This is a genomic window from Pseudomonas sp. S10E 269 (assembly GCF_002798465.1).
Classification (GTDB): Bacteria; Pseudomonadota; Gammaproteobacteria; order Pseudomonadales; family Pseudomonadaceae; genus Aquipseudomonas; species Aquipseudomonas pergaminensis.
Genome location: NZ_PHIJ01000001.1, coordinates 4,273,413 through 4,287,118, shown reverse-complemented (window position 1 = coordinate 4,287,118; position 13,706 = coordinate 4,273,413). Strand labels below are relative to the sequence as shown.

12 protein-coding genes and 1 tRNA gene are annotated in these 13,706 nt (G+C 62.7%); 4 read left to right on the top strand and 9 right to left on the bottom strand.

All coding sequences use genetic code 11. The annotated features are described in order from the left end of the window. Positions 1-8: 8 nt before the first annotated feature. Together CWC48_RS19930 and CWC48_RS19925 are read right to left on the bottom strand one after the other, a co-directional pair. On the bottom strand, positions 9-1,208 hold the full coding sequence (locus CWC48_RS19930; RefSeq protein WP_100490108.1) for a CaiB/BaiF CoA-transferase family protein: 1,200 nt from the start codon (positions 1,206-1,208) through the stop codon (positions 9-11). Then, positions 1,205-2,146: a hydroxymethylglutaryl-CoA lyase gene (locus CWC48_RS19925; RefSeq protein ID WP_071492792.1), complete on the bottom strand. Its 942-nt coding sequence runs from the start codon at positions 2,144-2,146 to the stop codon at positions 1,205-1,207. The genes CWC48_RS19930 and CWC48_RS19925 overlap by 4 nt, the downstream gene beginning before the upstream one ends. A 329-nt stretch (positions 2,147-2,475) precedes the next feature. On the opposite strand from CWC48_RS19925, the gene CWC48_RS19920 reads away from it, so the two are divergent. Both CWC48_RS19920 and CWC48_RS19915 read left to right on the top strand, forming a co-directional pair. Next, positions 2,476-3,402: an SMP-30/gluconolactonase/LRE family protein gene (locus tag CWC48_RS19920; RefSeq protein WP_100490107.1), complete on the top strand. Its 927-nt coding sequence runs from the start codon at positions 2,476-2,478 to the stop codon at positions 3,400-3,402. 108 nt (positions 3,403-3,510) lie between these two features. Next, positions 3,511-4,797 (top strand): CitMHS family transporter, encoded by a 1,287-nt coding sequence (locus CWC48_RS19915; RefSeq protein WP_100490106.1) that lies wholly within the window; start codon positions 3,511-3,513, stop codon positions 4,795-4,797. A gap of 86 nt (positions 4,798-4,883) precedes the next feature. On the opposite strand, the gene CWC48_RS19910 is transcribed toward CWC48_RS19915, so the two are convergent. From CWC48_RS19910 to CWC48_RS19900, 3 genes are read right to left on the bottom strand one after another with little or no spacing between them, the layout of a single operon-like run. Further along, positions 4,884-5,552: a hypothetical protein gene (locus tag CWC48_RS19910; protein ID WP_256581726.1), complete on the bottom strand. Its 669-nt coding sequence runs from the start codon at positions 5,550-5,552 to the stop codon at positions 4,884-4,886. Positions 5,553-5,555: 3 nt separating this feature from the next. Beyond that, the gene (locus CWC48_RS19905) at positions 5,556-6,917 is read right to left on the bottom strand and encodes a M48 family metallopeptidase (RefSeq protein WP_256581725.1); all 1,362 of its coding nucleotides are present in this window, start codon (positions 6,915-6,917) and stop codon (positions 5,556-5,558) included. 3 nt (positions 6,918-6,920) lie between these two features. Further along, complete coding sequence (locus CWC48_RS19900) at positions 6,921-7,349, bottom strand: hypothetical protein (protein WP_100490105.1); 429 nt, start codon at positions 7,347-7,349, stop codon at positions 6,921-6,923. Between the two features lie 173 nt (positions 7,350-7,522). Between CWC48_RS19900 and CWC48_RS19895 the strand changes: the two genes are divergently transcribed. Further along, complete coding sequence (locus CWC48_RS19895; RefSeq protein ID WP_100490104.1) at positions 7,523-8,470, top strand: AraC family transcriptional regulator; 948 nt, start codon at positions 7,523-7,525, stop codon at positions 8,468-8,470. A 186-nt stretch (positions 8,471-8,656) separates the two neighbouring features. Here the strand turns inward: CWC48_RS19895 and CWC48_RS19890 are convergent. Further along, positions 8,657-8,732: transfer RNA gene (locus tag CWC48_RS19890), tRNA-Asn, on the bottom strand. Positions 8,733-8,792: 60 nt separating this feature from the next. Then, positions 8,793-9,689 (bottom strand): LysR family transcriptional regulator, encoded by an 897-nt coding sequence (locus tag CWC48_RS19885; protein WP_078049520.1) that lies wholly within the window; start codon positions 9,687-9,689, stop codon positions 8,793-8,795. 101 nt (positions 9,690-9,790) lie between these two features. Between CWC48_RS19885 and lldD the strand changes: the two genes are divergently transcribed. Then, positions 9,791-10,921, top strand: a complete 1,131-nt coding sequence (lldD, locus tag CWC48_RS19880; RefSeq protein WP_099492300.1) for an FMN-dependent L-lactate dehydrogenase LldD — start codon at positions 9,791-9,793, stop codon at positions 10,919-10,921. Here lldD and CWC48_RS19875 read toward each other — a convergent pair. Both CWC48_RS19875 and CWC48_RS19870 read right to left on the bottom strand, forming a co-directional pair. Continuing rightward, positions 10,918-12,150, bottom strand: a complete 1,233-nt coding sequence (locus CWC48_RS19875) for a CaiB/BaiF CoA-transferase family protein (protein ID WP_099492299.1) — start codon at positions 12,148-12,150, stop codon at positions 10,918-10,920. The two genes, lldD and CWC48_RS19875, sit on opposite strands and share 4 nt — an antisense overlap. Positions 12,151-12,176: 26 nt before the next feature. Then, positions 12,177-13,706: a 3-hydroxyacyl-CoA dehydrogenase gene (locus CWC48_RS19870; protein ID WP_100490103.1), complete on the bottom strand. Its 1,530-nt coding sequence runs from the start codon at positions 13,704-13,706 to the stop codon at positions 12,177-12,179.

Below are 13,706 nucleotides of genomic sequence, written 5' to 3'. Positions count from 1 at the left end.
CAGCGGTATCAGCGAACGATGCCACGCCCGCGCAACGCTTCGATTTCACCCGACGCGTAGCCCATTTCTTCGAGCAGCTCGGCAGAGTGACTGCCCATTTGCGGCACATTGAGGCGGGTATTGAAGCGACGACCATTCATCTCGAACGGCAGCATTGGCACCTTGACCGCGTCGCCGTTCTCCAGCGTCAGATGGGCCAGCCCACCCGACTCGTTCAGGTGCCGGTCCTCGAACAGGTCCTGCGGCCGCTGGATCGGCGAAAACGGCAGGCCCGTCTGCTCGCACAGGTCCATGACCTCCTGCTTGCTCATTTGCGCCAGACGCTCGCGGACCTGCGGCAGAATCCTCGCCCGGGCCTGCACGCGCTGGGTGTTTTTCACCAGTTCAGGGTCGCGCCCCAGCTCTGTAAAGCCAAAACCCTGGCAGAAATTGACCCACTGGCTATCGCTCACCACGCCCATGAACACCTGCTCATCGCCCAGGGTATTGAACACGTCGTAGATCGCCCAGGCTGACAAACGACTGGGCATCGGCGCGGCAGGCTTGCCAGTGGTTGCCATCTGCATCATGTGTTGCCCCACCAGAAACGCTGAGTTCTCGAACAGCCCGGTCTGCACGAACTGCCCTTCCCCGGTGTTTTTGCGTTGCCACAGCGCCGCCAGAATCGAGATGGCGCTGAACATACCGCCCATTACGTCATTGACCGAGGCACCGGCGCGTAGCGGGCGGCCTTCGGGACCCGTCATGTAGGCCAGGCCCGTCATCATCTGCACCACCTCGTCCAGCGCAGTGCGATGTTCATACGGCCCCGGCAGAAAGCCTTTCATCGAGCTGTAGATGATGTCCGGCTTGATCGCCTTGACCTGCTCGTAGCCCAGGCCGAGCTTGTCCATGGCGCCGGGACGAAAATTCTCGGTGACCACATCGGCGCTTTCGATCAGCTTGCGCACCGCGGCCATGCCTTCCTCGGTCTTGATGTCGACCGCGAAGCTTTTCTTGTTGCGGTTGTAGGTCATCCAGTAGCCAGCGCCGGAGCCGGTCAGACGACGCGTGTTGTCACCCTCGGGCGTCGGCTCGACCTTGATCACTTCAGCGCCGAGGTCAGCCAGCACCAGTCCACAGGTCGGGCCCATGACCATGTGCACGAACTCGACCACGCGCACGCCTGCCAGCGGCAGCGCCTGAAGGTTCCGATTGAGCAGGCTCATCGCGCACCTCCGGCGTAATGGAAATTCTTGCCGACGCCTGCGTCAGGGATGAAGCCATACAGCGGCTCTCCCGGCAGGCCCTGTTTCAGCCAGGCGCGAGCGGCCACCAGCTTGTCGATGTCCACGCCGGTGCGCAGGCCCATGGACTCGAGCAGGTAGACCAGATCCTCGGTCACGATATTGCCCGACGCCCCCGGCGCATACGGGCAACCGCCGATACCGCCCTGAGAGGCATCGATGGTGGTGACGCCAACGTCCAGCGCCGCGACCACATTGGCCAGGCCCTGCCCACGGGTATTGTGAAAATGCGCGCTGCCGGCCTTGCTGCCGATCTCGTTGCGCAGACGGGTGAACACGCGACGCACCTGCGCCGGATTGGCGTACCCCACAGTGTCGGCGAGCCCGACTTCATCGACGCCCAGCTCGACCATCGTAAGGGCCATGCGCAGCACGTCGTCCTCGGGCACCTCGCCCTGAATCGTGCAACCGAACACCGTCGACAGCCCGGCCTCGACCTCGACGTGCGGGAAGCGCTCGTTGCGCAGGGCCATCACCGTGCGCACTTCGTCGTAGACCTGTTGATGGGTCTTGCGGATGTTGGCCAGTGAATGGGGCTCGCTGACGGAAATGGGCAGGGTGATCTTTTGTACGCCCGCGTTGAACGCTGCCTCGGCGCCCTTGAGGTTCGGCACCAACGCGGTAACGAACACGTCCGAACGCTGACGCATGTGCGCCACCAACTCGGCGGCATCGGCCATTTGCGGCAGCAGTCGGGGGGACACGAACGAGCCGACCTCGATCTCCTTCAAGCCCGCGTCGGCCAGGGCCGTCAGCCATTGAAGCTTGAGCGCAGTGGGCATGGTCGCGCTAATGCTTTGCAGGCCATCACGGGGGCCGACCTCGCTGATCAGGATGTCCAGGTTGTTATTAGAGTTCATCGCCGGGTCTCCGGGTGGTGGAATGCAATAGTTCTATCTGACAGAACACTGTTCTGAAATAATCATGAGCCGACAAAATCCCACTGTCAACGCCTCTCATCCCAAGCGATGCGCCAGGGCGCTCCCGAGAGCGTTGGGAGTGCCTGGTGATGAATGGCGAAATGAAAAACAGACAATCCCGGTGGGTTGACAGCTGAAAAAATAAAGTCGAACCTTGTTCTATCTGCAAACACAACGTTCTGCCAGATAGAACAAAAACAATAAGGCGAAAAGGTCTCGTCACCAGCAAGATCGGTGCTTTCCGTTCGCCCCCCGTAGGAGCTGATCCTGTGAGCCTGTATGCCCCGCCTCGCGATTTGTCGACCCGCGTGTTCACCACGCTGCCCGAAGAATTCTGGAAAGACGGCGACTCCGACTGGGTACGCGCCAACAAACCAGGGCAGAAGGTCAAAAGCTTTCTCGAAGGGCCGTCCTTCGACCGGGACGGCAACCTGTACGTCACCGACATTCCCTACGGCCGCATCCTGCGCATCGACCCTCATGGCCACTGGACGTTGATCGCCGAGTACGATGGCTGGCCCAACGGTTTGAAAATCCACCGCGACGGGCGGATTTTCATCGCCGATTACAAGCAAGGGATCCTGACGCTCGCTCCGCACACCGGCGCGGTGACGCCGTTCCTCACTCACAGCCGCAGCGAAGGCTTCAAGGGTGTCAACGACCTATTCTTCGATGCCGGCGGCAAGCTGTACTTCACCGATCAGGGCCAGACCGGCCAGCAGGACCCGACCGGTCGCGTCTACGCCTATGATCTGGAAAAGCAGACCCTCACGCGTCTGATCGACAACGGCCCGAGCCCCAATGGCCTTGTCATGGACCTCGCGCAGAACGCGCTCTTCGTGGCGATGACTCGGGGCAACGCTGTCTGGCGCCTGCCGATCCAACGCGACGGCGGCACCAGCAAGGCGGGCATTTTCACCGCCATGGCCGGGGGCGTCAGTGGCGCCGACGGCATGGCGCTGGACAGCGAAGGCAATCTGTATGTGTGCGATGCCGGTAACGGCTGCGTCTGGGTGTTCGACCCTCACGCCGTGCCGCTGTACCGCATTCGCTCGTGCACCCAAGGCCGCACCCTGACCAACCTGGCGTTCGGTGGCGAGGGCAATCGGCAATTGTTCATCACCGACTCTTCTACCGGTTCCATCCTGGTCGCCGACCTGCCCCACAGCGGCCAGCCGATGTTCTCGCACCACTAAACCCGCAACACGCTGAATCCTGTGCGCCTGCTGCACCGGCTTCGTTCGGCCCGAAGAACGCGAGCCGTCCCGCGCTCGCCCCCTACAAAACCAATAAAAGGGATGCCCATGTTGATCTTTCTGAGCTACGCCATGATCGTCTGCTTCATGTACCTGATCATGAGCAAGCGCCTTTCACCGCTGGTGGCGCTGCTGCTGGTGCCGATCCTCTTCGGTTGCCTCGGCGGTTTCGCCACGCAACTGGGCGGCATGATGTACGACGGCGTGAAGATGCTCGCCCCCACCGGCATCATGTTGACCTTCGCGATCCTGTATTTCTGCATGATGACCGACGCCGGTCTGTTCAACCCGCTGATCAAGGTGCTGTTGCGGCTGGTCAAGGGCGATCCGCGCAAGATCGTTGTCGGCACCGCCGTGCTGGGGTTGTGCGTTGGCCTGGACGGCGACGGCGCAACCACGTACATCATCGCCACAGCAGCTTTTTTGCCGCTGTATCGTCTGACCGGCATTCGTTTGCAGGTCATGGCCACCGTGCTACTGCTGGCCATCGGGGTGATGAACATCCTGCCGTGGGCCGGGCCGTTTTCGCGAGCGGCCAGTGCCATGCACGTCGACATCACCGAGCTGTTTTTACAGATGGTTCCCATCATGATTGCTGGCGGTGTATGGGTGATTTTTGCCGCCTGGTGGCTAGGTCGAATGGAATACCGCCGTTTGGGTATTGTCAGCGTCAGCGAAGACAAGGTGCTCGAAGGCTACGCACACGTTCGCCTGAGCGACCCGAAATTTCTGTTCAATGTGGTCCTGACGGTCGCCCTCATCAGCTCGATGATGCTCAGCCTGATGCCGCTGCCGATCCTGTTCATGGTCGCCTTCGGCCTGGGTTGCCTGATCAACTACCCGACGCTCAAACAGCAGAAGGAAGTCATCGGTCGGCACGCCGACAATGTGTTGGCCGTGACCCTGCTGATTTTTGCGGCGGGCATCTTCGTCGGCATCATGGGCGGCACCGGGATGATCAAGGCTATCTCCGATAACCTGATCGCCATCCTGCCAGAGCAGGCTGGCCACGGCATGTCAGTCATCACCGCGCTGCTCAGCATGCCGTTCACCTACGTCCTGACCAACGACGCGTTCTATTTTGGAGTGCTGCCCATCCTCGCCGAAACCGCTACCCACTACGGCATCGGCCCCCACGAAATGGCCATCGCATCGTTGATCGGCCAGCCAGTGCACCTGCTCAGCCCGCTGGTGGCCTCCACTTACCTACTGTGCGGGCTGCTGGACATTGACTATGGCGATAACCAGCGGGTCTCGCTGAAGTGGACCTTCGGCACCGTGCTGGTGATGTTGGTCGCGGCCATCGCAACTGGCGCGATCACGGTCATAAACTGAATGCTCAACAGGTTGATTTGCGGATCTGGATGTCAATGCAGCGAGGCAATTTCAACAACCCTGAACCGGCTCTACCGTACAACCGCTCAGGAATCGCGCTGAGTGCCCTGGCGCAGCGCATCAAGATGTTGTTGGGCCTGGGCGGCTTGGCAATAGGCGTTGAGGATGCCTGCGATCTGGTCGTCATCCAGGGTATGGCCCTCATGCATCACGCCGGCGGATTGAATCAGGATCTGCGGCTGGGGTTTGTTCAGGGCCAGCGCCTGGTTGCCGAACAGCTGTCGCGTGGCGCGATGCACAGGCAGGGGCGCACCGGGTCGCAAAATCAGTTTCTGCACGGTCAGCCAGCCTTCCTCACTGACGCTGACGTCGGCAATTTCGACGAGATCGACCGGCGCACTCAAGGTGTCCACAAACAACTGGCGGCGGGTCAGGCGCATAAAGGTATGTTGCCCGGCGTTGCGGTGCTGCCAAGTGAGCAGTACGAACACCACGGCCATCACCGCGGCACACACGGCCAAGCCGTTGTAACCTCGGTGCAGCCCGAAGCCCAGCAAGCCCAGGGCAATCAGCAAAAACAGCGGACCGCGCACCTTGTAACGGCGCGAATTGGTGAATTCGGTCTGCTCGGGCACGCGATGGATGACCTGCTCGAGTTCGGCGATCGCACGCTCGCGCTGAACTTCGCGGGAGTCGGCATATTCCTGACTGAGTGTGCTGGCGAGATCCGACAGCGGATCGGAGGGTTGGGTCATGGGTCATTCTCCTTGAGCGATTGATATAGGCGGTGATACAGGCAGCCCGACATCGGAGGACGATGCATGGGTGAATTGGCTGAACCAGTGGCGGTCGTGCTCGGTAGGCACGCGAGTGGCCTGGGCCAGCAGGTCGTCATCCAGTCGCACGCCCAGTTGCTGCATGCGCAGTGCTGTCGGCGGGTGCGTATCGAACGGGTGCGCGATGGCATGGTCCAGCGCTGCCTTGTCCAAGCGCAGCGGTGTATGGAGCAGGTGGTCGGTAAGGGCCTGGATCAGGTTCGGGTGGCGCTCGGTGAGCAGCGTGTGGATCTCACCGTCGAGCGCGATAACGCGTAACAGTGCCTGGCAAAATAAGCGCTCACCGCCGATGTTGCCGCCCACCCTATCTGCGACCAATTCCTGGGCGCGGCCCCAGTGGTGCACCGCCAGTTGAAAGTGGTGCAGGAAACGCTGCGTCATCCAGATTGCCGGGCGCTCGACCCACGCCGGGTCGGCATCCCCAGCGCTGATATACGAAAAGTGCAGGCACATCAGGCTGAAATGCGCCCCGATCTCGCTGCCCCGTTCGGTGTCGCGACTGCTGAAATGGCCCAGCTCATGGCCGATGATCGACGCCGCTTCGGCCTGGCTCAGGCTCGAGAGGTAGGTCAGCGGCAAGTAAAGGGTGCGCCCGCTGAGCACGTCACCGGCGGGTTGCAGCGCGACATCGACGCTGGTGACGAAAAACGCCTGGTCGATGCCCACCACGATATGGTCGGGCACCGGCGCGCCGGCCGTATTGGCCAGTTGCTCAACCCACGCCCATAAGGCCGGTGCCTTGGCGCGCCCCAGGGTTTGGCCCAGAAACGCCGAGGAAGGCCGGTCCAAGGCGTGCCATTGCCGGCGCAACCGCTCAATCAACAGACAGCCTGTCCAGAGCACGGTAATCACTGGCACCGCCACCAACAGCATGAACCAGCCGCCGGCCTTGAAGTGGCTCCAGCCCCAGCTCAGTTCATACAGCAGGCACAGCGCCAGCGCGCAGACCAGCAGCCCGGTGTAGGCCACCAACCAGTGGCCCAGAGCACGCCAGCAGAGGAACAGACGGCCGTAAAGAAAGTCCTTGGATTGCCGCGCGCGCCATGCGTCCAGCCGCATCTTGAGCCATGTTGAGAGCCCGGCCACCAACGCGGCGATGGCCAGCCAGTACGCCAACCCCGCCAGGGCCTGACGCACACGCAGCCAGGCGTAGTCGCCGTCGATACTTTGCGCGTCCCGCAGCACTTCATCGGCGCGCCAGCTCTGCAGACTGGCCCACCCCATCAGGGCCAGCGGCAGTACCAGTATCGTCAGCGCCCACGACCACCGTGCGAATCGACCCACTGCTCAGTTGGCCTGCAAATAATCGGTCAGGAATGCCTGCGCATTGCCTTGGCTGGACAGGAACTCGTCATAGCCAACGTTCAACGCTTGAGCTTCGCCGGGCAAGTACAGCTCGCCCCAGCCTTGACGCAGCACCAGCACGACGAACTTCTGGCCGTCCACGGTGGTGGAATAGCGGGTGTCCTTGCCGGTCTTTTCCACGGCCATTTTCTGGATCTTCATGTTCCAGTCGTGGTCCACGCCCTCTACCTGCACCAGCGCCTGATTGTCACTGCGCGTGCCGATGCGCAGGGTCCAGACTTTCACGCCGCCTTCGCCGGCATAGGCCAGCACTTTTTCCGCGACTTCCGGGCGGTTGTCAGCCTGGGCGATCCCCGCAATCACGGCCAGAACCAGGCCCAGCAGCGCTGCCCACTTGCGATATATCAACATTTACGGTTTCCTCGACAGTTCAAAGCCGACCATTGAAATCAACGCGCCGACGCCTGCCAAGCGGCCCGGCCGGGGCGCACAACAATAAGGCCGTGACTCACAACAACTGATCGGGCTGCCCGATGTCGATATCATGCAACGCTGCCCACCCGCTCTGACGGACGCTTTTACCAATGGACCGCCGCAACCCCTATCTGGACACCCACTTCTGCTTCGATCACCCAGAGGCCCTGGACCAGGCCGGTGTATTCGATGACAGCGCGCAGCAGGTCATGGGCAGCGCGATCGGCCATTACCGTGCGCAGACGGTGCGGCCGCACCTGCAGTATTTCGACTGCGATCTGCGGTTCCCCGAACCGTTACGCATCCACAAGGTGCTGCCCGACAGCGTGTGCATCGTGCAGGTACTGGGTGGGCAATGGCAGCATCGGGTAGACGGTCGGCTAAATGAATACACCCCCGGCGCCCCCCATGTGCTGGGCTTGAGCGAAAGCATGGAAGCCATGGACCAGATGCCTGCCGGTAGCCGTGCGCGCATGGCCGGGCTGCGCATCGGCGGCGACTATCTGCGCCAATTGGCCGAAGAAGACCCGTCACTGCAATCGCTGGCCAGGCTGCTCGACGATGGCATGCACTTTTCAGAACTGCACGGCTGTCGCGCCGTCGGGCGTTTGTTCGAGCGCCTTTATCACTCGCCCTACCAGGGGGCGTTGGAACGGCTGAACCAGGAAAGCCTGAGCCTGGCCGTGCTGGTCGAGCTGGCCACGCACCTGGCGCCACAACCGGCCAAGCCCACGGCCCCGTTGCGCAGCCATTCGGACCTGGCACATGAAGCACGCTTCAAGCTCGACGCAAACTTGATGAAACCACCCGGCACGCTGGCGCTGGCACGGGAACTGGGCGTGGGTGAAACCACCCTCAGACGTGCCTTCAGCCGGGTGTACGGCCAATCGATGCTCGATTATGTGCGCCAGCAGCGCCTGGAGTTGGCGCGCACCCTGCTGCGCCAGCGCAAATGGCACGTGGCGCAGATTGCCCACCGCCTGGGGTACGCCAACCCTGCCAACTTCAACCACGCCTACAAGGCGTACTTCGGTCATCCGCCTGGGGCTGAATCCTGACGTTCGCTACGCCGACTCTGCCGTCTTTGGTTGAAACCACTGCAGCGACTTTCATGGGGCTTCCCTCTGAATCGTAGGATTAGAGACGCCTTCATGCCTATCACGCTGTGCGCTTTGATCCCCCCCAGAGAAATCCAAGGCAAAAAAAAGCCTGCATCTCTGCAGGCTTCTCTTTATGTCGCTATCTGGCTCCACGACCTGGACTCGAACCAGGGACCCAATGATTAACAGTCATTTGCTCTACCAACTGAGCTATCGCGGAATGCGCCGTATGTTACTGATTGAAAAGGAGAAGTCAAGCTTTCTCTGGCACTCGGCGTGATTAAACCGGATGGCCGGTTGAAACGGCGTGCTCCCTAGCCAGTTCCAGCCAGGCCAGGGCGGCGGGTGGCAGGTGGGCGCTGGCGCGCCAGGCCAGGGCGATGTGCCAGTCGGTGTGCGGTTCGTCCAGAGGGATCAGGGCGATGCCGGCGTGTTGATGCTTGTGCGCCAGCATGCGTGGCAGGAAGGCCACGCCCAGGCCGGCCGCGACCAGGTCGACAATAAAGTCGATCTGCCCGCTGCGGGCTGTCACTTTGGGGGTGACGCCTTTGCGCTCACAGGCGGCGAGGATCTTGGCATTCAGGGCGAAGCCGGCTTCGAACAGGATGAACGGCGAATCGGCCAGGTGGGTGAAGTCGATACGCCCGAGGTGAGCCAGTGGGTGGCTGATGGGCAGCACGGCCATCAGCGGCTCATTGCGCACCGGCTGGTAATCGAAGTCTTCGTCGACCGGCAGCAACAGCGCCGCCAGGTCGACCTCCCCCGCTTCCAGGCACTCGCGCAGGCGTTTGCTGCCGTATTCGGTGAGTTCGATGTCGATGTCCGGGTAGCGGCTGCGGTAGGTGGCGAACATTGTTGCGAAGAGCACGCCGCAGCCCACGGGTGGCAGGCCGATGCGCAGCACGCCACGCTTGAGGCCGCGCAGGTCGTTGATTTCGGCCACCAGGTCATTGCGCTCGGCGAGCAGCACCAAAGCGCGGCGGTAGGCAATTTCGCCGGCAGCGGTGAGTTCGTTGCGGTGGCCCAAGCGATTGAGCAGCGGCGTGCCCAGTTCCTCTTCCAGGGTCTTGACCGCCTTGCTTACGGTGGATTGAGTCAGGGCCACCACCTCGGCAGCCTGGGAGAAACCGCCCTGGCGCACCACTTCGACAAAGGCCCGCAATGTTCTGAGGTTCATCAGTATTCCTTTGGCGACTGGCTACCAGTGATAAAAGTTGTTTTTATCATGCCAGAGAGTTGCCTATCCTGAACCCACTTTGCCTTGTGGAGCCCCTAATAATGATCATCTCGTCCGCCTCCGACTACCGCGCAGCCGCCAAGCGCAAGCTGCCGCGCTTCCTGTTCGACTACATCGATGGCGGCGCCTACGCCGAACACACGATGCGTGCGAACAGTTCGGACCTGGCCGAGATCAGCCTGCGCCAACGCATCCTGCGCAATGTGGACAACCTGAGCCTGAAAACCACCCTGTTCGGCCAGTCACTGGACATGCCGGTGATCCTCAGCCCGGTCGGCCTCACCGGGATGTACGCGCGGCGCGGCGAAGTGCAGGCGGCCAAGGCAGCGGCGAACAAAGGCATTCCGTTCTGCCTGTCGACGGTGTCGGTCTGCCCGATTGAAGAAGTGGCGTCGCAAAGCGCGCAGGCGATCTGGTTCCAGCTGTATGTGCTCAAGGACCGTGGCTTCATGCGCAACGCGCTGGAGCGCGCGCAAGCCGCTGGGGTCACCACCTTGGTGTTTACCGTGGACATGCCCACGCCCGGCGCGCGCTATCGCGATGCTCATTCGGGTATGTCCGGGCCGTTCGCGGCACAGCGGCGCATGCTGCAAGCCGTGACCAAGCCGCAGTGGGCGTTCGACGTCGGGTTGATGGGCCGCCCCCACGACTTGGGCAATATCTCCAAGTACCTGGGCAAACCGACCCATCTGGAAGATTACATTGGCTGGCTGGCGAACAATTTCGACCCGTCGATCAGCTGGAAAGACCTGGAGTGGATCCGTGAGTTCTGGAAAGGCCCGATGATCATCAAAGGCATCCTCGACCCCCAGGACGCCAAGGACGCGGTGAGCTTCGGCGCCGACGGCATCGTGGTCTCCAACCACGGCGGCCGCCAGCTGGACGGCGTGCTGTCCACCGCCAAGGCCTTGCCGCCGATTGCCGATGCAGTGGGCGATGACCTCACGGTGCTGGTGGACTCGGGCATCCGCTCCGGACTGGACGTGGTGCGCATGCTCGCCCTGGGTGCCAAGGCGTGCCTGCTGGGACGCGCCACCGCCTATGCACTGGCCGCCGATGGCCAGCACGGCGTGGAAAACCTGCTGGACATCTTCGCCAAGGAAATGCGCGTGGCCATGACCCTGACCGGCGTCACCTCCATCGAGCAGATCGACCGCACCACCCTGGTCTAACCCTGCTGCTCGACGATCCCGCGTGCCTTGAGTTGGGCCAGTTGCTCCGGCGTCAGGCCCAACCGCCCGCCGAGGATATCGTCGGTGTGTTGCCCCAGCATCGGCGCCGGCCGCACATACTCCACGGGCGTACCAGACAGCTTGATCGGGCTGCCGACCATGGCAAAGTCCGGGTTGCGGGGGTGGGGGATTTTCACCATCAGGTTGCGGGCAATCACCTGGGGCTCTTCCAGGGATTGGGCGATGGAATTGATCGCCCCCACCGGTACTTTCGACGCATGGATGCACGCCACCCACTCATCGGCGCTGCGTCCCAGGAAGTGCGCCGAGAGCAGCGCGACGATTGCTTCGCGATGCGCCACGCGGTCGGCATTGCGGCGAAAGCGCGGGTCGTCCGGCAGGTGTGGCAGGCCAATGCTCTGGCACAAGGCAATGAACTGGCTGTCGTTGCCGCAGGCGATGATGAAGTCGCGGTCGGCGGCGCGGAACACCTGGTAAGGCACGATATTCGCGTGGGCATTGCCATAGCGCTGCGGCACCTTGCCCGAGGCCAGGTAATTCATGCTCTGGTTGGCGAGCGTGGCGACCTGCACATCCAGCAGCGCCATATCAATGTATTGACCCACACCGGTACGTTCCCGGCTGAGCAGCGCGGCCTGGATTGCCACGGTGGAATACAGGCCGGTCATCAGGTCGGAAAACGCCACGCCGACTTTTTGCGGGCCGCCGCCCGGCAGGTCATCACGCTCACCGGTGATGCTCATCAGGCCGCCGATGCCCTGGATGATGAAGTCGTAGCCGGGCTCTTCGGCACGCGGACCGGTCTGGCCGAAGCCCGTGATGGAGCAATACACCAGGCGCGGGTTGAGCTCTGCCAGGGTCGCGTAGTCCAGACCGTAACGGGCCAGGGAGCCCGCTTTGTAGTTTTCGATCAATACATCCGAGCTGGCCGCCAGTGCGCGTACCAGCTCCTGGCCTTCGGGGCTGGCCATGTCGATGGCCACGGATAACTTGCCACGGTTGGTCGACTGGTAATACGAAGCTTCGCCCGACGACTCGCCGTTGTCAGCCTTCATCCAGGGCGGCCCCCAGCCACGCGTGTCGTCGCCGCTTTGGGGGCGTTCGATCTTGATCACTTCCGCACCGAGGTCGGCCAACACTTGCCCACACCAGGGACCGGCCAACACACGGCTTAAATCCAGCACCCGCAAACCTGTCAATGCACCCATTGTTCTTATCCTGTGAGGTTGGGAAATCAGCCGAGTGTCGGCTCTTCATGGCGCAGGGAAATCCCCAGCATCGCCCGCCGCCGCAACCAGGGGCTGGGGCGGTAACGCGGGTCGTGGGTGAGTTCGCTCATGCGCTGCAAAATCGTCAGCAGCCGCCGTGGCCCAAGGGCATCGCCCCACGCCAGCGGACCATTGGGGTAGCCCAGGCCGAGCTGCACCGCCTGGTCGATATCCTCGACGCTGGCAATGCGTTGCTGGGCGATGTCACACGCCAGGTTGACCACCATCGCCAAGGTGCGCTGCGCCACGAAGCCAACGCTGTCACCGATCACCGTGACGCCCACGCCATCCGCCGCCAGCAAGGCGTGTGCCGCGTCGCGCATGGCCGTGGATGTCAGCGGGTTTTGCATCAGTGTGCGATGGCGTGACAGGTCCGTCAGCAGGTCGACGCACAGGGTCCGTGCAGGGTCGGTATCGAAACGCACGCAGGCGCTGGTGGCATCGAGGCCATACGGGGCCAGCAGGCACAACGCGTCGGGCGAGGGTTGCGCGGCGTGCTCCACGTGGGCGCCCGAGTTGATCACCAGGGCACTCAAGCGCTCGTAATCTTCACTGTTCTCGGTGGCGATCCATACCGGTGGCTGCTGTTGCACACGGGGCACCGGCTGGGGTTGCGGGCCGTTGATGAGCTGGCCGTTCTCATAGTGGTAGAAGCCATGGCCGGTCTTGCGCCCGAGGCGGCCGCCCACCAGCATCTGCCGGGTCAGGGGCGACGGTCTGTAGCGTGGCTCCTGATAGAACTGGTTGTAGATCGACTCCATCACCGGGTGCGACACGTCCAGGCCGGTGAGATCCAGAAGCTGCAGCGGCCCCATGCGGAACCCCGCGCCGTCGCGCAGGATGCGGTCGATATCGCCGCGCTCGGCGATGCCTTCATCCAACATTTTCAGGGCCTCGGTGCCGTAGGCACGGCCGGCGTGGTTGACGATGAACCCCGGAGTGTCCTTGGCGCGCACACCGCGATGGCCGATCCGCGCCACCAGCGCCAGCAGCGCGTCACCGACCGCCGGCGCGGTGGCCAGGCCGTCGATCACCTCCACCACACGCATCAGCGGCACCGGGTTGAAGAAATGCAGCCCGGCCACGCGCTCAGGGCGCTGGCAACCGGTGGCGATGGCCGTGACCGAGAGTGACGAGGTGTTGGTCGCCAGGATGCAGTTCGGGCTCACGATACCTTCAAGCTGTTGCAGCAGCCCGCGCTTGGCATCGAGGTTTTCGACGATGGCTTCCACCACCAGGTCGCAGCCCTCCAGCTCGTCGATGAGGCCGACCACCTGCAAGTTGGCCAACGCCGCGTCCATCGCCGCCTGGCTGATCTTGCCCTTGCTTACCAACGTCGCAAACGTGCTGTCGAGGTGGTCCCGCGCCGCTTGCGCAGCGCCGTCACGGGCATCGAACAGGCGCACCGCCACACCGGCTTGAGCGGCGATTTGCGCAATGCCTGCGCCCATGACACCGGTGCCCACCAGCCCCATCGTATTCAGGGTGTCGGTCAT

What these genes read in the sequence shown, in the direction of transcription:
- CWC48_RS19915 (WP_100490106.1), top strand. Translation starts at nt 3,511, where the DNA reads ATGTTGATCTTTCTGAGCTACGCCATGATCGTCTGCTTCATGTACCTG.
- CWC48_RS19910 (WP_256581726.1), bottom strand. Translation starts at nt 5,552, where the DNA reads ATGACCCAACCCTCCGATCCGCTGTCGGATCTCGCCAGCACACTCAGT.
- CWC48_RS19895 (WP_100490104.1), top strand. Translation starts at nt 7,523, where the DNA reads ATGGACCGCCGCAACCCCTATCTGGACACCCACTTCTGCTTCGATCAC.
- CWC48_RS19900 (WP_100490105.1), bottom strand. Translation starts at nt 7,349, where the DNA reads ATGTTGATATATCGCAAGTGGGCAGCGCTGCTGGGCCTGGTTCTGGCC.
- CWC48_RS19875 (WP_099492299.1), bottom strand. Translation starts at nt 12,150, where the DNA reads ATGGGTGCATTGACAGGTTTGCGGGTGCTGGATTTAAGCCGTGTGTTG.
- CWC48_RS19885 (WP_078049520.1), bottom strand. Translation starts at nt 9,689, where the DNA reads ATGAACCTCAGAACATTGCGGGCCTTTGTCGAAGTGGTGCGCCAGGGC.
- lldD (WP_099492300.1), top strand. Translation starts at nt 9,791, where the DNA reads ATGATCATCTCGTCCGCCTCCGACTACCGCGCAGCCGCCAAGCGCAAG.
- CWC48_RS19930 (WP_100490108.1), bottom strand. Translation starts at nt 1,208, where the DNA reads ATGAGCCTGCTCAATCGGAACCTTCAGGCGCTGCCGCTGGCAGGCGTG.
- CWC48_RS19925 (WP_071492792.1), bottom strand. Translation starts at nt 2,146, where the DNA reads ATGAACTCTAATAACAACCTGGACATCCTGATCAGCGAGGTCGGCCCC.
- CWC48_RS19870 (WP_100490103.1), bottom strand. Translation starts at nt 13,706, where the DNA reads ATGACCGACACCCTGAATACGATGGGGCTGGTGGGCACCGGTGTCATG.